Annotated in this window: 16 protein-coding genes; 4 read left to right on the forward strand and 12 right to left on the reverse strand. The window is 70.5% G+C overall.

What is annotated here, in order from left to right; all coding sequences use genetic code 11:
- Positions 1 to 138: 138 nt before the first annotated feature.
- From ACZ7CH_RS05130 to ACZ7CH_RS05170, 9 genes are read right to left on the reverse strand one after another with little or no spacing between them, the layout of a single operon-like run.
- A complete protein-coding gene (locus ACZ7CH_RS05130) occupies positions 139 to 1692 on the reverse strand; it encodes a tetratricopeptide repeat protein (RefSeq protein WP_470373198.1) in 1554 nt (517 codons plus the stop codon).
- Between the two features lie 7 nt (positions 1693 to 1699).
- Complete coding sequence (locus ACZ7CH_RS05135) at positions 1700 to 1915, reverse strand: hypothetical protein (RefSeq protein WP_360398793.1); 216 nt, start codon at positions 1913 to 1915, stop codon at positions 1700 to 1702.
- Positions 1916 to 1919: 4 nt separating this feature from the next.
- Positions 1920 to 3854: a tetratricopeptide repeat protein gene (locus tag ACZ7CH_RS05140; RefSeq protein ID WP_470373199.1), complete on the reverse strand. Its 1935-nt coding sequence runs from the start codon at positions 3852 to 3854 to the stop codon at positions 1920 to 1922.
- The gene (locus ACZ7CH_RS05145) at positions 3821 to 5242 is read right to left on the reverse strand and encodes a serine/threonine-protein kinase (protein ID WP_470373200.1); all 1422 of its coding nucleotides are present in this window, start codon (positions 5240 to 5242) and stop codon (positions 3821 to 3823) included. Before ACZ7CH_RS05145 ends, ACZ7CH_RS05140 begins: the two co-directional genes overlap by 34 nt.
- Positions 5243 to 5244: 2 nt before the next feature.
- Positions 5245 to 7185, reverse strand: a complete 1941-nt coding sequence (locus ACZ7CH_RS05150) for an Hsp70 family protein (protein ID WP_470373201.1) — start codon at positions 7183 to 7185, stop codon at positions 5245 to 5247.
- Between the two features lie 7 nt (positions 7186 to 7192).
- The gene (locus ACZ7CH_RS05155; protein ID WP_470373202.1) at positions 7193 to 7927 is read right to left on the reverse strand and encodes a nucleotide exchange factor GrpE; all 735 of its coding nucleotides are present in this window, start codon (positions 7925 to 7927) and stop codon (positions 7193 to 7195) included.
- Positions 7927 to 8370 (reverse strand): J domain-containing protein, encoded by a 444-nt coding sequence (locus tag ACZ7CH_RS05160; protein ID WP_470373203.1) that lies wholly within the window; start codon positions 8368 to 8370, stop codon positions 7927 to 7929. Before ACZ7CH_RS05160 ends, ACZ7CH_RS05155 begins: the two co-directional genes overlap by 1 nt.
- A gap of 2 nt (positions 8371 to 8372) precedes the next feature.
- Entirely contained in the window at positions 8373 to 10997 is a 2625-nt protein-coding gene (locus tag ACZ7CH_RS05165; RefSeq protein WP_470373204.1) for a hypothetical protein, read from the reverse strand.
- Entirely contained in the window at positions 10994 to 13450 is a 2457-nt protein-coding gene (locus ACZ7CH_RS05170) for a TIR domain-containing protein (protein WP_470373205.1), read from the reverse strand. Before ACZ7CH_RS05170 ends, ACZ7CH_RS05165 begins: the two co-directional genes overlap by 4 nt.
- 391 nt (positions 13451 to 13841) lie before the next feature.
- Between ACZ7CH_RS05170 and ACZ7CH_RS05175 the strand changes: the two genes are divergently transcribed.
- On the forward strand, positions 13842 to 14138 hold the full coding sequence (locus ACZ7CH_RS05175) for a hypothetical protein (protein ID WP_360402174.1): 297 nt from the start codon (positions 13842 to 13844) through the stop codon (positions 14136 to 14138).
- Positions 14135 to 14938 carry a hypothetical protein gene (locus tag ACZ7CH_RS05180; protein ID WP_458433519.1) on the forward strand — a complete coding sequence of 268 codons (804 nt, stop codon included), beginning with the start codon at positions 14135 to 14137 and terminating at the stop codon, positions 14936 to 14938. Before ACZ7CH_RS05175 ends, ACZ7CH_RS05180 begins: the two co-directional genes overlap by 4 nt.
- 160 nt (positions 14939 to 15098) lie before the next feature.
- Here the strand turns inward: ACZ7CH_RS05180 and ACZ7CH_RS05185 are convergent, their stop codons facing one another.
- Positions 15099 to 15416: a PadR family transcriptional regulator gene (locus tag ACZ7CH_RS05185; RefSeq protein WP_360402150.1), complete on the reverse strand. Its 318-nt coding sequence runs from the start codon at positions 15414 to 15416 to the stop codon at positions 15099 to 15101.
- Between the two features lie 555 nt (positions 15417 to 15971).
- Here ACZ7CH_RS05185 and ACZ7CH_RS05190 point away from each other — a divergent pair.
- Together ACZ7CH_RS05190 and ACZ7CH_RS05195 are read left to right on the forward strand one after the other, a co-directional pair.
- Positions 15972 to 16157, forward strand: a complete 186-nt coding sequence (locus ACZ7CH_RS05190) for a hypothetical protein (RefSeq protein WP_470373206.1) — start codon at positions 15972 to 15974, stop codon at positions 16155 to 16157.
- 103 nt (positions 16158 to 16260) lie between these two features.
- Complete coding sequence (locus tag ACZ7CH_RS05195; RefSeq protein ID WP_360402144.1) at positions 16261 to 17070, forward strand: hypothetical protein; 810 nt, start codon at positions 16261 to 16263, stop codon at positions 17068 to 17070.
- Here ACZ7CH_RS05195 and ACZ7CH_RS05200 read toward each other — a convergent pair.
- Both ACZ7CH_RS05200 and ACZ7CH_RS05205 read right to left on the reverse strand, forming a co-directional pair.
- The gene (locus tag ACZ7CH_RS05200; protein ID WP_470373207.1) at positions 17067 to 17435 is read right to left on the reverse strand and encodes a hypothetical protein; all 369 of its coding nucleotides are present in this window, start codon (positions 17433 to 17435) and stop codon (positions 17067 to 17069) included. The genes ACZ7CH_RS05195 and ACZ7CH_RS05200 overlap by 4 nt on opposite strands.
- Positions 17436 to 17718: 283 nt before the next feature.
- On the reverse strand, positions 17719 to 18069 hold the full coding sequence (locus ACZ7CH_RS05205) for a PadR family transcriptional regulator (RefSeq protein ID WP_470373208.1): 351 nt from the start codon (positions 18067 to 18069) through the stop codon (positions 17719 to 17721).
- Positions 18070 to 18464 lie beyond the last annotated feature (395 nt).

The raw sequence follows: 18464 nt of genomic DNA on the forward strand, positions 1-18464 counted from the left end.
TGCCGGTCGGCGCAGGATCGTCCTGAGGGCGAGGGGCCGCAGGTTCAAATCCTGGCGTCGACGGTCTGAACCAGCCCGCTGGTTCCTTTTTTGGCCCACGTCGAGCGCGGTCGTCCGCGAATGGGCGATTTTGCTTCGTCAGGTCGGCAACGACCGCAAGTTGGAGTCGACTGCGATGATCACCCGGTCCAGCGTCTGCTGGGCGGGGGAGTTCGGCGGGTGCTCCTGCCTGGACCTGTGGGCCGCCTTCCGGATCGAGATCAGCTCGCTCCGGACGTTCTGGAGCTCGTAGCGGCTCGTGATGCTCTGATGTTCATAGCGCGACATCAGGTCGTTGAACCGGGACACGCAGGTGATGAACCTCTTGAGCCGGGCCACTTCGGCGAGCTCGCTGTCGATCCTGGCCGTCAGTTTGTCGCGCTGGGCGGTCAGCTCGGGGTCGAAGGCCATCTTCGGCGCGATCCGCGCGGCTGCGGACAGATGTCGTTCGGCGATCGTCAGCGTGCGCGGGTTGATCGTCCTGAGTGCCTTGTCGGCCGCGAGGGCCTCGGCTGTGGCGTGCAGGTAGGCGATGGTGCCGTAGCGCCCGTCGATGGCCTCGGCGCGTTCGCAGTGTTCGCCGGCGGCCTCGAAGTCGCCGCGCTCGAAGGCCTTCATCACCTCGGTGAACTCCTCGGTCAGCAGCCGCCCGAGCACCTCCTGGAGGCTGTCCGCGTCCAGCGGCACGACGTTCGCGCGGCGTGCGCGGCGCCAGCCGATGATCGGCACCTTCTTCGCGTACCGCTCGTGCGCGTAGGACCACAGCCACTCGTGCATGGGCTCGCTGTGCAGTGCCTCGCCGCAGACTTCGAGGTGTTCGATGGCGGCCTTGGGCTGACCGGCCCGCAACGACCGGCAGGCGCGGTCCACCTGGGGTTTGCACAGCCTGGACAGGATCACCCGGTGCAGCTCGGCGAACATCTCGCTGTCCGGTGCGGTGGCCAGCGCCGCCTCGACCACCTCGCGTGCCTGTGCGGGCCGGTCGGCGATGAGCAGCACCGAACCGTGGACGTAGTGCAGTCCGAGCACCTCCGGGTGCTTGGCCCGTTGCTGCCCGGTGTACTCGACCGCCTCCGGCGTGCGGCCCTCCCGCAGGAGCTCGTCCGCGCGGACGGTGACGTGTTTGGTCAGCCTGAGCCGGCAGCCGTCCCGCAGGCGCAGCAGGACGGTCACCTCGTCGGCGTCGGTGGCGTGCTGCCGTGCCGTCGCCAGCAGGTCGAGCGCGCTGTCGAACGCTTCGAGCGCGTCGTGGCAGCGGGCACCGAGCAGGAGTGCGGTCACGTTGGCGGGCGCGATCCGCAACGCCGCCTCGACGTGCTCCCACGCCTCGCCGGCACGGCCGGCCCGCAGCGCGCGGTCCGCGTTGGTCAGCAGGGCGCGCAGCCTCAGGTCGGCCTGGTGCTCCTCGAGCTTTGCCAGGTCGTCGCGCAACCGGTCGTCGTCCGCGTCGATCCACAGGCCGTCGCCGGCCGGCTCGAACCGGTCGCCGATCTCACCGAGACGGGTCTTCCGGCCGATCTCGGGCTCCGGTGCGAACGCGCCTCGGCGGCCGAGATCGAGTGGCTCGAACGCTTCGGCCGTCTTCCTGACGAAGGTCAGGTCCGAGTCCTCGCCTGGCTGGAAGGCGAGACCGGCGTCTTCACCGTGGTCCACGCCGTTGTCATCCACGTCGCTTCGCCTTGCCTTCCTTGCGGTTCTTCGCCACCGCGGTCACGAGCGCCGTCTCCGCGGGGTGGTCCAGCTCGGCGATCGCGAGGATCGAGCGGCGCAGCTCGATCCGCCGCATCGAGTCGCCCATGGCCTCGTCGGTGAACTCCAGCTCCGGCTCCGGCAGCTCGTCCAGGCAGTCGGCGGGGGAGATGTGCTTTCTCGCCATCAGGTCACCTCTCGTCGTCGCCGAGCAGCCAGTCCCCGATGAGCACCAGCAGGTCCGCTTCCTTCGCCTCCACGGAATGCGCCTGCTCCGCCAGCACCCGGCTGTCGTCCTCCAGGTTGTGCACCAGCTGCTGGGCAGCGGTCAGGTTCTCGTTGCCGCTCTGGGCGCTCATCAGCTGGCTCACCCGTTCCCGCAGCAGCTCGGTGCGGCTGTTCATCTCGTCCACCGTCGGCGCCACGGTGCGCGCCTTGGCCAGTTCCGGCCGGCGGTCCAGCGAACGCACCTTGCTGAACCGCGACAACCGTTCGAGCAGGCTGACCCGGACCTCGTGGCGGACCGACGGGTCCTCGATGAACTGGTCGAGCACCTGCAGGTACCGGTCGGCCGCGTCCCTGCGGGCCTGGCCCCTGCGGGCCTCCTCGTTGAGGATGCGCACGACCTCCGGTTCCCGCACGCCCAGTCGCTGGGCGTGCCGCAGCAGGGCGACCCCGTCGTCGCGTTCCCGCGCCGTCGTCGCCAGGTAGCACTTGAGCAGACCGGCGACCAGGTACGGGTCACCGAGCTCCGGGTCGTACTCGCGGGCGCACGCCAGCCGCCCGAGCACCTCGGCCAGCCGCTTGGCGTCCCCCTCGCGCGTGCGTTTGCCCGCCGCCCAGAGGCGCAGCACGGCCGCGGCGCGCAGCAGGTGGACGGCGCGCAACGTGATGTCGCGTTCGGTGATCTCGGCCGCCCTGCCCTGGCGGGCGACCAGTGCGGCCAGTCGCTCCGTGACGCTCTCGTCGTCGGGAACGCAACTCCACTCCCGCTCGGTCTCCGCGTCCGGGTCGAGGTGCTTCGCCGCGCTCTCCAGCAACTCGTCCACCTGGCCCGTCGACGCCACCGTGTGCTCCAGCCACGCCGCCAGCGCCAGGCCGATCTTCGCCGAGGCCAGCATCGACTCCCGCCGCTCGGGGTCCGCGTCCGCTGCCGCCCGCGCCAGGTCCTCGAACTGGCCGCGAGCCACGACCAGGTCCCGGTCGAACAACGCCTGCGCGCCCAGCACGGCGTGCTGGTTGCGCAGGTCGGCAGGCACCCGGTCGGCGAAGTCGCCGAGCCTCTCCACCTTCTGGAACAACATGGCCGCGGCGTCGACCCGGCCGTCGCGCAACGCCGCCAGCGCACGGTGGAACTCCACGATGCCGTAGAGCCGGCGCGCCCGCGGTTCGCCCATCCCGCCCGCCGCCTCGATCGCCTCCAGCAACGGCTCCGCGCCGTCGTGATCTTGGCGTTGCACCCGCAGGTAGGCCAGCAGGTACGCGACGTCGACGTCGCGGGGGTTCTCCCGGTGCAGCGCGGCCAGCCGGTACTCCGCCTCCTCCGGAAGGCCGGCCTTGACCAGTGCGAAGGCGGCGAAGAACCCGGCCTCGGCCCGGTGCTTCTCCGGCAGCCGGTGTTCGAGCCGTTCGAGCGCGGGCAACGCCTTCACGTGGTCGCCGCGCTTGACCATGCCCACCGCGTCGCGGTACTCGCGGACCTGGCGGCGTGGCGCGACCAGCCTGCGGTAGCCGACCAGGACACCGATCAGCAGCAGGACGACGGCGAGAACCGCGAGCAATGTCGTCCAGAACCCCGATGACGATTCGGACGACGACCCGGATGACGACGCGGCCGGTTGGCCGGTGGTGGCCGACGAAGGCGCGGCCGAACCGTTCGTCGTCGGCTGTCCACTGGGGACAGCGGGCTGGGTCGTGCCGACCGCGGGGGCACCGGGCACGACGACCTCGGCCGTCACGACCCCTGACCCCGTGTCGATCCTGGCCTGGTGGCGGCCGGGCGGCAGCACGGTGCCGCTGGGCAGGACGATCACGGGGTCCTGTGGAGCGCCGTGGGCCGGTGCCGCGACCAGCACGGCCACGACCGCGATGATCAGGACAACAGCCGGGCGAACCGCTCGTACCACTGCTGTGCCTCCCCTGACGTGAGCAGCTGTGTGTCGACCATGCGCTCGATGCGCCGCCGTGCCTCGGCCCCGGTCCGCCTGGCGTTCTGGACATCGTCCAGTTCGAGCCAGCAGCGGCAGTACGCCACCAGCGCGTCGAGGTCACCCGGGTCACGGGCGAGCACGGTGAAGAGCTCCCGTGCGGCCGCGCCCGGATCGCCGAGCAGCAGGTGCACCTCGGCGGCCCGCTGGTGCAGCGCGGAGTCGTCGTCCTCGGGGTTCGTCTGCTTGAGCAGGGCGATGTCGTCCAGGAGCACCTCGCCCAGCGCGCGATCCGCCGGTCGTGCCGCGAACACCCGCCACGCGGCCTCGTACCGGCGGCGGCGCAGGTCGAACCGGTACGGCGCGGACCGGACTACCCCGTTCAAGTGGCGCAGGGCCGTCTCGTCGTCACCGCGGCCGGCGGCGATCTCCGCCCCGAGCAGGCCCGCGCGGACGTGCGCGGCTCCGCCGTCCTCCCGCACCCACCGCAGGACGTCCAGCGCGAGCAGCGGATCGGTGTCGCGGAGCCGGGTCGCGATCGACACCGGATCCGCCAGCGCCGCCAGCGCCGACCGCAGCTCCTCCGCGTCCGCGGGCCGGGCACTCGGCACGGCGTGGCGGTAGTGCTCGACCGCGCGGAACAGGTCCTCGCCCTCCTGAACGGCGGCCAGCGCGCTCGGTATCCGCGTCCGGGACCGCAGCGCGGGCCACAGCATGCCGCGCGCCTGTGCCTCGACCTGGTCCTCGGCGGCGACGGACGACGGCACGTCGTCGTCGCACAAAGCCTGCGCCACCACCGTGCCGAGGGCGTAGCAGTCCACCGCCCGGTGGTCCGGCCGCAGCCCGCGCACGATCTCCGGGGCCAGCGCCGCGACCGCCGGGGTGTCCACTCCGAACAGGTCGCACGGCGTGGCCGGGGTGATCTCCGGGCAGGGCAACAACCACGGCAGCCAGCGGTCGTCCTCCGCCACCACCACGATGTCGTGCAGGCTCAGCCCGAGCGGGTGCACCGGGCTGCGCTGCCAGCGGGAGAACAGCGAGCAGACCCGTTCCAGCAGCACCACCCGGTCCTGCCAGTCCGCGAGCCCGGCCAGCCGCTCGGCCAGCGTCAGCCAGGCGTCACCGGTGGCGTACTCGAGGTAGTAGCAGCCGTCGGGGGTCCAGTCGTGCCCGATGATCGCGACCATCCCGGCCGGCTGCCGCCTGGCGAGCGCGGCGACGGCCTGCCGGAAGACGCCGTCGGCGAACCGCGGCTCGACGATGCGCACGATCCGGTCGTCCGGCTGCCGCCTGCTCGCGCGCCACAGGGTGCCGCGGCCGGTGCTGCCGACCGCGGCCACCATCTCGACCCCCGGTGGTCCCTGCACGGTTACCTGTACCGGTAGAAGACGTCGCTGAGCTGGTCGCCGAGGTCCTCCAGCTCAGCGGAGCCGTTGCGCACGGCGATCACGAGCGCCAGGTACGCCGACGTGAGCTCCGCCCGCCGCGCCTCCGGCAGCTGCGGGATCAGCTTGTACGACCGCCTCACCACGCTCTTGAACTCGGCCGGGGTGTCGTCCGGCGGCGGGGGCAGCGCCGCGGCGTCGCTCTGGTCCCCTGGTGCCCCAGGGGGTTTCGGCAGCCCGTCCGGCACGACCTCGGTGCCACCGGGCGGTTCCGGCAGCCCGGCACCCTGATGGCCGGCCATCGCTTCCTTCAGGTGCGCCGCGCTCTTCTCGATCTGCTCGCGGGTGGCCCGCACGTCGCACTGCAGCTTGGTTTCCCACAACCGGTTGTCGTTCAGGTTCCGCACGCCGACGGCCAGCAGCCCGCTCTCGTCGATCGAGAACGTCACGGCGAACCTGTAGTAGCCCTGTTCCCGCGACTCGGGCAGTTCGATGGGCAGCTTGCCGATCAGGTCGTTCTCGTAGGCGACCGGGTTCTCGCCCTGGAAGATGCGGACCATCAGCAGCTTGCCGGGACCGGAGTTGGTGAAGTGGTCCTTCGTCTCGCTGCCGGGAATCCGGCTGTCCTTGGGCAGGATCGGCACGAAGTCCGTCTTGTTCGCCAGGATGCCCAGGGTGTGGCTGGTGACGTCCTGCAGGACGATCATCCCGCCCTCGGGCGAGGCCCCGCCGATCACCAGGCCGTTCTCGTCCTCCACCGGGGCCATCTCGATGTCGGCGCCCTCGTAGCCGTCGGCGGCGGGGTAGTCCCGCGCGACCATGCCCGCGCCGCGGGCGACCACCTCGTCAGGGCTGATGTCGGATCGGATGTCCTTGAGCTCCAGGCCCAGGTGCTCGGCGAGCATCCCGCGGATGCACGCGATCCTGGTGGACCCGCCGACCAGCAGCACCTGCTCGATCTCGTCGCGCTCGATGCCGTTGCTCTCCCGCGCCGACTCGATCGCCTCGTCGAGGCAGGTGAGCGAGCGGTCGAGCAGGTCCTTGATCAGCGACTCGAACACGGTCCTGGTCAGCGGCACGTTCACCGACAGGTCCTTGGTGAGGAACGGCAGGTTGAGCGTCGCGGCGTTGGCGACCGACAGCTCGCGCTTGCGCATCTCCGCCTCCCGCTTCACCCGCTGCCAGATCGCGCGGTCGCCGGAGAGGTCGGTGCCGTGCTTCTCCTTGATGTGGTTGAGCACGTAGCCGGTGATGAGGTCGTCGAAGTCGCCGCCGCCCAGCCGGGGGTCGCCGCCGGTGCCGACGACGCTGATGTTGCCGGGGCTGACCTGGATGATCGACACGTCGAACGTGCCGCCGCCGAGGTCGTACACCGCGTAGGTGTGGGTCTGGTCGTCCTCGATCTTGTCCGCGCCGAAGCACACCGCGGCGGAGGTCGGCTCGTTCACCAGCCGGCGCACGTTCAGCCTGGCCATCCTGGCCGCGTCCTCGGTCGCGCCGCGCTGGGGTTCGCGGAAGTACGCGGGCACCGTGATCACGGCGTCGTGGATCGGCTCGCCGACGAACTCCTCGGCCTGCCGCTTGAGCTCCATCAGGATGAACGCGGAGATCTCCTGCGGCAGGTAGTCCCTGCCGCGGAACCGGACCCGCTTGGGCTCGCCGGAGTCCTCCGGCCCGGTCGGCTCCCTGAGGTACGCGCCCATGTCGCGCTTGACCTCGATGACGGTGTTCTCCGGGTCGCTGGCCAGGTTGTTCTGCGCGGGCGCCCCGACGATCACCTGACCCTCCGGGTCGAGCCCCACGACGCTCGGCACCGTCTTCGTGCCGAGCGCGCTCTCGATGACGACGGTGTCCTTGCCGTCGTAGATGGACACCGCGGAGTAGGTGGTGCCCAGGTCGATCCCGATGACCTTGTGGAATGGCATGACTCTCCTATGCCTCTGCGGTGTCGGTGTCGGTGTCGGTGTCCGTGGTCGTGCCGGTTTCCGGCTCGGTACCGGCGGCGGGACGGTCGGCCTGCACCTCCACCGCGACGGGCGTGAGCAGGCGTTGATCGAGCAGGTAGCCGTCTTCGAGCACGCGCACGACGGTGCGGGGCGGGGCGTCCGGGAACGGCGACTCGTCCGGCGCCACCAGGCTGACGCAGCGGTGCCGGTTGGGGTTGAACGCCTCCTCGCCGAGCGAGACGGCGATGCGCTCCGCACCCATCCGGCTCAGCACCCCGTGCAGCGTGATCACGAGACTGCGCACGTGCCCGGACACGGCCTCGGGGTCGGTGAAGTCGGCCTTGTCCAGCATGGCCTCCATCGCGCCCAGCGGGCCGATCAGCTCGACGCACAGGTCCTTGAGGGTGCGGTAGGCGAGGCCGGCCGCGAGGTCCCGGCGCAGCTCGCCGAGCTCCCGCCGCACGTCGGCGCCCAGCGCGCGCTGTGCGTGGCCGAGCTGGTTCATCGACGTCGTGACGGCGGTGTTGTCGTCGACGACCTCCTCCAGCAACGCCCCGATCCGGTCCAGCCGCTCGACAGCGGGGTCGGTGCCGGCCGGCGGGTCAGCGGTGTGGTCCGTCGTGGGCTCCGGGGCCGTCGTGAGCTCTGGGGCCGTCGTGGGTTCCGGGTCGGTCTTGAGCTCCGGTTCGGTCGTGCGGTCGGTGTCCGGCGCCGTGTCCATCAGCACTGTCCGATCAGGTCGTCGAGGAGGGTGTTCGGGGTCACGTCGGCCGCGAAGTCGCTGCGGTCCACATCGGACAGCGGACGGAGCTCGACTCCGGCCGCTCGCAGATGAGCGCTGATCACCCGGTGCAGCACGTCGATCCGGTCCGCCTGGCTGGTGAACACCGGCGCGGCCGCGGAGCGGATCGTGAAGAACCGCAGGTGCTCGTGCCCCCTGTCGTACTGCTGCCGCTTCGCCGGACGGACCAGCACGTCCGCGACACCGTTGATCTGCTGCTGCCGTTCGGTGAGCTCGTCCTTGCGCCCCGGTTCGCGGCGCACCCGTTCCCGCAGCTCGCGGATCAACCGGTCCCTGGCCTGCCGGATCTCTTCTGCGGAGGCGTCCGGTGACACCCCCAGCCGCGAGTAGTGGGAGTCACCCCCGAGGTCGATCATGAACATCGTCATCTCCCAGCGTCTTCCGGCTCGCCTGCCAGCCGGGCCGCCATCTCCCGCAGCCTGGCGAGGGCCTTGTCCAGTGACGCGCGTTCCGCGTCGAGCCCCGCCTGCTCCGCGATCCGCAGCCCTTCGGTCACCTTGTCGACGGCCACGCGCACGGCCGTCAGCGCCGACTTCCTCGTCTCGTCGCCGGTGTCGCGCACGTACTCGGCGATCGCGGCACTGGCCGCCTCCTGGGCGGGCTCCACCAGCTGCCGGAGCGACGCGCGGACCGGCGCGGCCGCCGCCACCGGCTCCAGCGCCACGAGCCGCTCGGTGAAGTCGGTCCGTTGCCCCGCGCTCAGCGCCAGCTCGATGCCCTCGCTCAGCAGGGCGATCGCCTCGTTCGTCTCCGCCACGCGGCCCGTCGCCGACAGCTGCTTCACCAGCTCCCGCCGCAGCTGCCCGCAGCGCGGGAACCGTTCCAGCTCCCGCCGGGCCGCCGCGATCGCCGCCTCCCGGCTCGGCAGGCTCCGCGGGATGCCCTCCATGCCGATGAGGTCGACCAGGGTGACCAGCTCGTCGACCGTCGCCTGCCGGTTGTCGTCCTCGTCCTGCGGTGGCGGGAGCTCCAGTGCTGCCACCGCGGCCGCGTACGCGTCGTCATGCCGGTTCACGGCGCGCAGCGCCAGGCACCGCATCAACCGCAGCGTCAGGTCGTGCGGCACCACCTCGACGCAACCGTCCAAGAGGGACAGCTGATCGGCCGACTCCTCGTCGGTGCGCGGCTTCGGGGTGTCCCAGTAGGTCGCCAGTGCGACGAGGTCCTGTTCGAACATCCGGACGAGGTCGAAGTCGTCGGCGATCGCACCGATCGCGACGCAGATCGGCCGCAGCGCCCGCCAGGGCAGCACCAGCTGCCGGCGTGCCAGCTCGTAGCCCGTCCGGAGCTGCGCACCGGACGGTCTCCTGTGCAGCTCCTTCATCATCTCCCGCAGGATCAGCCCGCGGCGCAACGCCAGCTCGGCCAGCGACCGTGCCTCCTGGCGCTCCGGCTCGTAGTAGGCGTCCCTGGTCTCGCCGATCGACAGGCGAGCGCGCCGGGCCTGCCCGGCGGCCAGGGTCGCGAAAACGCCGACACCGGCCCAGTCCCGCCCGCTCAAGGCCAGCCGCAGGTGCTTGACGAACGCCTCCTCGGCCGCCACGTGGTCCTCCTGGCCGGCGTCGGCGGGAACCCCGAGCAGGTGGGCCGGTGACCGGAAACCGAGGCGTGCGTTGACGTAGTGGAGGTCCCACTGGTGCAGCCATTCGGTCAGCGCGTCCGGATCGGCCATCCACGCCGTGATCTCCTCGGCACTCGGTGTGTCCCTGAGTCCGGTGCGCTCGCAGTGCCGCTGGTGGGCCTGCTGGGTCAGGGCGGAGTGCAACGACCGGCGCTCCTCCAGCAGCAGCTGGACGTCGCCGGCGCCGGCCGCGTGCAGGTAGAGAAGCTCGCTCGCCCGGTCCCAGGCCGGGCCGTAGTCCTGTTCCGACTTCGTCTTGGCGGCCAGCAACGCGAGGTTGAGCGCCACCGGGACGCGGAACCTGTCGATCGAGCCTGCCTCCTGCCACAACAACCTGGCCTCGTCGAACCGTTCGGCCGCCCACGCCTTGCGCGCGTGCCCGTCCAGCACGGCCAGCCTCAGCTCGTCGAAGCCGTCGGAGTCCCGAAGCGCCCGCGGGTAGGTGTCCAGCAGTGCGAGCGCCTCGACGGCAGAGCTGTGGTGGTCCGGTCCGTACCGGTCCAGATGCAGGCAGCACACCAGTTCCAGTGGCAGCGTGCCGTTCTCGACGTGCTCGGCCGCCGTCGTGACGAACGCCGCCGGACCGCCCGCCTCGGCGAGGTCCAGTGCCGCGGCGAGCATCCTGACCGCCGGGTGGTCCGAGTGCCCGGCCATGACGGGCTTGGCGAACTCCCGGACCGAACGCGGTTTCTGACCGTTCGCCAGCAGCAACGCGCACGCGGTGGCGTACTCGCCGACCTCACCGGCTTCGCCCACGCGCAGCAGTCCCGCCTGCAGGAGGGCGGAAAGCTGGCTCGCCTGCGTCTTGCCACGGGTGATCTGCTCGTGCAGCGCGACCCGCCAGGCGGCCGGCGCGCCCTGCACGCCGCGGTTGGGGGCGGGACGACGGGACTTCCGGTCACCGCCGGGGGTGCCCTGGTCCTCCAGCCACGAGTCCACCTCGGCGACGGCGGCCTTCAGGTCCTGCGGGCTGCCGCTGTTCAGGCCCGCGAGCACCCGGTCGCCGAGCTCACGGGTGTGCTTCCCGATGTCCAGCAGTGCCAGCGCGAGCAGCAGGTGCACCCGGCGGCTGTTCGGTGCCAGGCGGATGGCGTGGCGGTACTCGGGCACTGCGGCCACCGCGCCGCCGGACCTGTGCAACAACCGACCGAGGTGCAGGAACAGCTTGGGGCAGAACGGGTCCTGCTCGATGGCGGCGCGCAGCCGGTCGATCGCCTCCGCCGGTTCGGTGTCCTCCGCGACGGCCAGCCGGAACTCGGCCTCTGCCAGCGCGATCCGCACGGCCGGTGTGGCGTCGCGGGCGCGCAGCGCCTCGATCGCCGCCAGCAGCGATGTCCTCGTGTTGCCGCCGGTGGCCGTGACCGTCACGTGAAGTCCTCGTACAGCTCGACGACACCGGGCCGGCAGACGGCGAGCAACCGGCCGTTCGCCGAGATGGTGGCGGTGGTCGCGTTGGGCCACAGTGCCTGCGGCTCCCCGTCGCGCCAGTAGGCGTACCCACCGTCCGGATCGGACACGATGAACCGGCCGGGCACCCCGCAGGTGCCGATCAGCGAGTGGCCCGCGGGGAAGACGTGGTCGCGCACCTGCCGGTCCGCCGCGTCGACCAGCCACGTCTCGGTTCCGGCCGCCGTCTCGACCAGCAGCGTGCACTGGCCGGCTGCCGAACCGGGCAACAGCCCGCGCGCACCGGGGCGCGGTTCGCCCACGCCGATCGAGCCGTCCAGCCGCAGACTCGTCAGCGCCTCACCGGTGAGCAGGACCAGCCGGGTGCCCGCGTAGGCGAGATCGGTCACGAAGCCGACCGCCGGCATGTTGGCGACGCGGCGGTTGTCGGAGTAGATGGCGAGCCCGCCGGACAGGTCGGCGACGGCGAACCGGTCACGGGCGTCGGCCGCCGCGATGCGGTGCACCCCGGCCTTGACCTCAAGCAGCTCGTGGCGCCGGCCGTCCGGCGCGAACAGCCACAGGTGCTGCTTCCACGACCCCGCGACCAGGTTGTCACCGACGAAGCACAGGTCGCCGACCGCGCCGTCCATCCGCGCGGTGACCACGGGAGCCCCGTCGGCGAAGCAGCGCACCGCTCCGTCCCAGCCGCCGACGGCCAGCCGCCCGTCCGGTCCGCGGGCCACCCGGCGCACCACGACCGCACAGCTGTCCCGCCAGACCGTGTGCTCGCCCTCCCGGACGACCAGGGTGTCGGTGCCGCGTTCCCACACCACCAGCCGGCCGTCGCCGAGGGGCCAGGCCGCCCGGCTCTCGATCCGGCACGTCTCCACCAGCTGCGTGGCCCGGCCGTCCCGCCGCGGGGCCGTTCGCGTCGAGCCGCGGAAACGCCGGTACACCGAACCGAGGCTGTCCTCGGACGGCAGGTCGCGGCACGCGTCGCGGAGGATCCGGCAGGCCCGCACCGCGGTCGTGCAGGACGCCAGCCGCTCGGCGAGCGGACCGTCCACCAGTGCGGCGAGCGCGCTCAGGTCCTCGGCCCTGGTCGTGGTCCTCGGCCGGCCCGGACACAGCGCCACGGTGCCCAGCGCACCGACGACCACGTTGGCGAGCACGACATCACCGTGCACGACCGGCGGATCCGCCTCGTGCAGTCCGCGCAGCACCTCCGCGACGCCCAGCGCCAGCTCGCAGGCGGCGCGGGGTGGCAGCTCCCGCACGTGCTCGACCAGGTTCTCGGCCCAGACACCGTCGATCGCGGGCATCGCGAGGTAGTGCAGCCGGCGACCGGCGATCACGAGGTCGCCGCCGTCGTCGGGCGCCAGGACGCCGCCCCGCCGCCCGTTCGCGAACCGGGCGACGTGCTGGCGGAAGGCGCGTTCGTCGGCCGGTGGCGGTTCGACGAGGACGACCGTCATCGGCTTGTCGCGGCTCGTGTCGTGCGCGCCGTAGAGCGGTCCGAGCGTGGTGCGCCCCAGTGCGGGGCCGCGCAGCAGGTAGTCGGTGCCGGGCAACCGCCGGGTTCCGTCCTCACCGGCGGGCAGGACGTCCCAGGCCGCCACCTGTTCGTCCGGCCGGTGCCAGTCGGGGAACACCCACTGCGTCAGCATCGCCAGGGTCTTGAGCGGGGACTCGATCGTCTCCGCCGTCACGGCCGGCCCGTCGACGTAGCCGGGTACGACCTGCCGTCCGTAGCCCTCCATGGTCGCCAGCGCGTCCCGGATCTCGGCCGGCAGGCTCCGCCGCATCATCAGCCGGTCGGTGATCCAGCCGAACTCCGCGTGCCCTGGAATTTCGCCGACTTCCTGGCGGTACAAATACTGGCACAGCTCACGATAGGCCCGGTACGCCTCGAACAACGCTCGTTCCGGTTGGTCGACGTGACCGAACGGGGTGGCGCAGATCTGCCCGAGCGCGTCTTTCCCCGGACTCGTCGGCTCCACCCTCCGGCGAATTCTTCTGGTGACGAGCAGGTACTGCTGGTCGTAGTCGTGGCGCCGGTTGGTCAGGTCGCAGATGGTCAGCTGGCTCAGGTACGACGGCACCTTCATCGTCAGCGGCCGGAAGATCGCCGGAATCGTTCGCACCTCCCGCGCGCCGGGATCTCGCGCGAGGCTGATGTGCAGCTCAGCCTTGGTCCAGTCGCGTCCGAGGTAGGCGTCGGACAGGCAGACGATCATGTGTGCCGACTGCGCGATCCCGTCCGCCAGCTGTTCCATGACGGGAACGCCGCCCGCCATCTGCTCATAGTCGATCCAGACCTGGAACCCATCCCTTTTGAGAGCCGTGACAAAAGGTTTGACCAAGTCCTCGTCGGCGATCGCGTAACTGATGAACACGTCGAAAACGGGGGACAGGTCGTCCCGGTCAGCCAACTCGAAATCCTCCGTCCGCGACCTTGTCGGTCACCCCCCGGATTCCGGCAGATTATCAGCGCGGGGCGCGGCGTCAGTGGCCAAAAAGAGGACAAATAGAGGCCAGAACGCGCAGTCGAAACCCGCATTCGGCCTTGCCGGACAACCGGACACCGACGCGTGTGCACGCTCTCGGCAGTTTCGGTGCGGCGAGAAGCGTTCGCGATCTTCGCCGCGGCCTGCTGGCTCACTCGAACGGCGCATCTCCACCGGCAAAGGCTCACTGCGGGCGTCGAGACCGCGCAGATCATGCACCGAAAGGGTGAGGGGAACGGCTCCAGCTGATCTCTTTAGTGTGAAGCAGCGCCCCTATATAGAGTACAAGAAACCCAGGTCACGGTACTGTCCCGCCATGTTCTGGCGACGGCGGCGTCACGCCGGTCGCGTGCTGCGGGCCCTGACAGCACGACCCGACCTCGAGCTCGACACGGCAGCACTTGCGGAGGCGGCTGCCCTCAGTCCGGCGCGGTTGTACCCCGTCCTGGTGCGCCTGCGCCGGCTGAACCAGGTCGCCACCCGCTGGGCCGCGACCCCCGGGCGCTCGGGGCGCCAGCTGCACCGGGCAACGGTCTACGGGCGGTGGGTCTCCGCCGAGCACCGTCCGCGGTTCGTCCCCTCGTGGCCCGCCGATGGGAAGACCGCCGAGTGAACACCGTCTGGCTGCCGATCGCTGATGGCGGCTATGACAGAGCGGCTGCGCTCTACGCGGTGCTGATCGAAGGCGGCGACCACACGTCGCAGGTTCCCGCCGGCGCCGGCGCTGTGGCCGGCGTGGTCGCCGTGCTCTACGCGGTGCGCTACTGCCTTGTCGTCCGGTCGCTGTCGGTGCAGCCGCGTGAGGTGGCCTGGCTCCTCCTGATCGCACCGCTGCTGCCGCTCGGCGAGGCCCGCGCGTGGATCGCGGACTTCGAAGGACAGCTCGCTGATCTCCCGCCGCGGCAACGTGATGCGGTGCGTTCGCACATCGGGATGTCGTTCCTGGTGTTGCTGCGCGCGACATGGGCGGCGTGGGTGGCGAAGAAGCTCGACGTCCTGCGCGAGCTGTCCAGCTGGCTCACCGCCGTGTGGATGTTGCCCCGCATCGGCCGGGTGAACGCGCTGCTGCGCTCCAGGATGCCGGTCTGGCCGAAGCACGAGGAGCAGCTCCACCAGCTCCAGAGGCAGCTGAGGAAGCTCCGGCTGTGGGGGTGGTTGCTGGCGCGCGGCGTGAGCGAGCGGCACCACCCGAAGATCGTCACCAACGCCGCGTGGCTGGCGAGGAGCTGCACCGGTCTCCTCGCGGAGCAGGAGCGGCCTGACCGGGCTCGCCCGCAGGACCGCCTGCCGTCCCCGCTGGAGGTCGCCTACCTGCTGGAGATCAACCACACGACGCTGGTGATCACGCAGCTCGTCGAGCGGCTGGCAACGTCACGGCGTGGCTGGAAGCGTGAGGTGGGCGGGGCGGCCTAGGGCCTGTGTCGAGGTCCCGTTCGATGAGAGTCGCGCCTGAGGTGGTTCCTGGCGGTGCGGGCGGACAGCCCGCATACCGGTGTTGTACGTGGGCTGTTCGCCCGTGCCCCGGGGGCCGCCTCAGGCCCGGCTGTCGCGAACACGGACTTCGACACAGGCCCTAGCTCAGGCCGTTCGCGAGGCGTCCCTGCTGGAAGGACTGCGCGAAACCCTTCGTGGCCGCGGTGCGGAGCGCTTCACGGGCTTTCTCGGCGCCGTCCTCGGTGAGCTTGAAGTAGCGCCGCCGCGGCCGTTCTTCCTCGTGCGGGTCGACGTCCTCCCAGCGATCGGTGATCCAGCCTGCCGTGAGCAGGCGAACCAGGATCGGGTAGGTCGTGCCGGGCATCAGGTGGGTGCGGTCGGCGATCTCCAGGCCGTACAGCTCGGCGGTCGGATCAGCCAGAAGAGCGTGCAAAACGGCCTGCGTCTGGACGGTCATCCGCAGTGCTCCCACAACGAGGCACCCTATATCGAGTTGTGGAGCCGCCGCAGGGCCATGTGCGTGGAAACACCCTTACGTGCACTCGGACGGCGCGATCGGGCCATCAGACGTAGACGTCCATTCCCGGCGCGTCGTTGAGTGGTCACGCCGACCAGTACACGATCGGGTGGTTGAGGCGCCGACCCTATATAGAGATCATTATAGGGGTGTAGGTTCTGCCCATGACGCAGCTGCGGCGAGTCCGCACCGCCATCGCCGACCTGGCCGACAGGTCCATGCCCGCGTGCCCCCGTTCGTCCCGCGCGTTGTCCCGCTCAAGGCTTACCGCACACCCCTGACAATTGTGAGCGCCTTGCTGCGGCGGGCGCGCTGCGCATGCCCTGATCTGTTCTCCCCGGTCGGCTTTCACGTGAGGTACTTCGTTCAATGTCCCCGCAGCACCGTCCTCGGCGCACGCCTGTCCAGCGGGCCGGCCGCCGCAGGCGCGTCACCCCTGTGGCTGCAGTACTGGGTGGCGGAGGCTCTCTCGCGAGCGTCTTCCTCGCCTCCTGGATGTCCTGGTTAGTGGCCGGGCTCCTGTTCATCGCGCTGGTCACGGTCAGCGGGGTGTTCTTGGCCGTGTTCTCCAAGAGGCACGAGCCCTTCGCCCGCGTGACCGAGCTGGCACGCCTGGCCAAAGGCGACGAGGAGTCGGGAAGCCTGCCGCCAGCGGTGCAGCGCTGTGAGGGGAAGCCCTGATGGAGTGGTGTCGCCTGATAACGAGAGCATCACGGGATGATCTCGGTGAGAATACCGGGGTGAGCTGGAGGGTGCGCCGCACTCCCGACAAACGGAGGAGTGCTTGAAAGAGCCGGGCGAGCGCTGCTTCTGGCTGGCGCTTCTCGCAGCGCTTCCACTCGGGACCACCCTGAGCCAGGTTCTCGAACTCTCGCTCCTGACCTCGCTGGTCGTGGGGTTGGGCGCCATGGTGATGTGGGGCGGCGCCGCGCTGGCCCTGTGGTCATGGCTCTACGTGCGCGACCTCCACGCCGAGACGCGTCACTGGGTGCTGACCTTCGTCGCGATCGGCATGCCGGAGCACTACGTGCCCGTGTGGCTCGAACAGATGCAGGCGCAGCTCAACGAGCTGAGCGGGCAGCGTCGCAAGACGTTCCTCACCGACCTGTTCCTCACGGCGCCGAAGAACTGGGTCGAGCTGAGCTGGACGCGCTTCCGGTACCTCCGCGCCAGTCGCTTCAGGGGCAACGAGCTGCGGTTGGCGCAGCACCTGGTCATGGTGCTGGCGCCCGACGGGAGGCGCAGCACGACCTTCGACCTCCTCCACGCCGTCGGGATCTCACGCCTGCAGAACCGCCGTGCCGCGCACAACGTGCCCGCCCTGGTGATGGCGCAGCGGCTGCTCGCGACGGAGAGCAAGCACTTCAGGGCCGCTCGTGAGCTCGCTGCCGAACTGCTCGACACCAGGGAACGGGTGTACCTGCTGAACCGTGACGTGCTTCGGATGCACCGCCGGGTGTGGCCGCGGCACGAACAGCCTCCGCACTCGCTCAGGTTCGAGGAGCTCGACCGGCTCCGGTCCCACGCGCTCGACCTGAGCCGGCGCCTGCGCGCCGCGCTCATGACGGGCATGGCCCGGGAGCTGGACGGCTAGCGCATGAAGATCACCCGGCAGCCGTAGGAGGTCAGCCGCCGGTGCACCTCGTCGGCCTCGGCCTCGTCCTGGGAGAGGTGCCAGGTGCTCGGCGTGATCACGGTGGTGATGTGCAGCTCCCACACGACGTCGAGCAGGACCCTGAACGCGTTGCGTTCCAGCGGGCTTCCGGGGCGCAGGTCGACGAAGATCGGGTGGTAGAGCGCGAAGCCGAGCTCCCTGGCGTGCGTCATGATCCGTTCTTGCAGCTGCGGCACGGAGACCCGCTTGCCTTCTCCCCTCCGCAGGTAGCCGCAGGCGATCGGGAGGTCGCCGACGGCCAACGGGTGGGGAGGACGTTCGGGCGACTTCGCGCGTTCGGTCATCTTCGTCCCACCGTGCTCTTGCTCCTGCGCAACGTGCTCACCGCTCGCTCTACGTCCTCTGTGTGGTTGTACGGCGTCGCCGGGGTGTGCGGTTCGACGTCCGCCATTCGGCCGGACGCGGAGCCACTCCTTCGGCTGAGTTGATCAACAGGATTTCAGTGCGGACGCAACGGCGTCATCCCGCCGGGGTGAGGACGTCACTCGTTCGGCCGCCTGCCGTTCGGTGCACGTCGGCTGCGCCGTTGAGCGGTGGGGTGTGGAGGTTCGGCGAGCGGCGGCCGCTTCAGCCGAGCGGCCGCGAAGACCCCGCCTTGGCCAGCGCCGGCCGCGCGGCGAGCACACCGGTCTCGGTGAGCCGGTAGAACCGGCGCCTGGGTCGGCCCGCCGCGCGGGGATCGACGTTCTCCCAGCGGGTCTCGAGCCAGCCCAGCCGCACCAGGCGAGCCAGGATCGGATAAGCGGTGCCGGGCATCATGCCGGCCGACTTGGCGATCTCCAGCCCGAAGTGCTCCGCGGCCGGGTCGGACAGCAGCAGTCGCAACACGGCCTGGACGTGGACGGTCATCCTCGGCCGGGCGGTCATGAGGTCGCTCGGCAGCGTGCGGTGCGCCTGCCATTCGGGACTGCGAGACATGTTCGATCGCTTTCGCAGATGGGAACGCGAGTGGCATATCTTGGTGGTGATCCACGGTGATCGAAGATCAGGCTATTGCGGGTGCGGAAATCCGTCGCCGATCTGGCGTGAACCTATCATCCAGGCGTTCCACCTGCGTCAACGTTCAGCGAACCGAATGGGTGAACTGGAGGTTCTTCACCTCATGTGGTTGTATTGCGGCCATTCCAATGAAGGGTGGCCCTGACCGTCTCCGGGGTTTGGCAGGGGAGGCGTGGCGATTCCGAAATTCGGTTCACGGCCTGGCGGCAGGCTCTGGACGGTGAGCGCTGCGGCGGCATCAATGCGCACGGCCATGGGGGCGTGCGGCTCAAGCACGAGCCGGTCGCGGTCATCGCCACAAAGGCTTCGAGGTC

This window comes from Lentzea sp. NPDC037011, from assembly GCF_055607425.1.

Coding starts and splice junctions, on each gene's coding strand:
- ACZ7CH_RS05205 (WP_470373208.1), bottom strand. CDS start 18,069: ATGTCTCGCAGTCCCGAATGGCAGGCGCACCGCACGCTGCCGAGCGAC.
- ACZ7CH_RS05175 (WP_360402174.1), top strand. CDS start 13,842: ATGTTCTGGCGACGGCGGCGTCACGCCGGTCGCGTGCTGCGGGCCCTG.
- ACZ7CH_RS05135 (WP_360398793.1), bottom strand. CDS start 1,915: ATGGCGAGAAAGCACATCTCCCCCGCCGACTGCCTGGACGAGCTGCCG.
- ACZ7CH_RS05150 (WP_470373201.1), bottom strand. CDS start 7,185: ATGCCATTCCACAAGGTCATCGGGATCGACCTGGGCACCACCTACTCC.
- ACZ7CH_RS05200 (WP_470373207.1), bottom strand. CDS start 17,435: ATGACCGAACGCGCGAAGTCGCCCGAACGTCCTCCCCACCCGTTGGCC.
- ACZ7CH_RS05185 (WP_360402150.1), bottom strand. CDS start 15,416: ATGACCGTCCAGACGCAGGCCGTTTTGCACGCTCTTCTGGCTGATCCG.
- ACZ7CH_RS05190 (WP_470373206.1), top strand. CDS start 15,972: ATGTCCTGGTTAGTGGCCGGGCTCCTGTTCATCGCGCTGGTCACGGTC.
- ACZ7CH_RS05155 (WP_470373202.1), bottom strand. CDS start 7,927: ATGGACACGGCGCCGGACACCGACCGCACGACCGAACCGGAGCTCAAG.
- ACZ7CH_RS05160 (WP_470373203.1), bottom strand. CDS start 8,370: ATGTTCATGATCGACCTCGGGGGTGACTCCCACTACTCGCGGCTGGGG.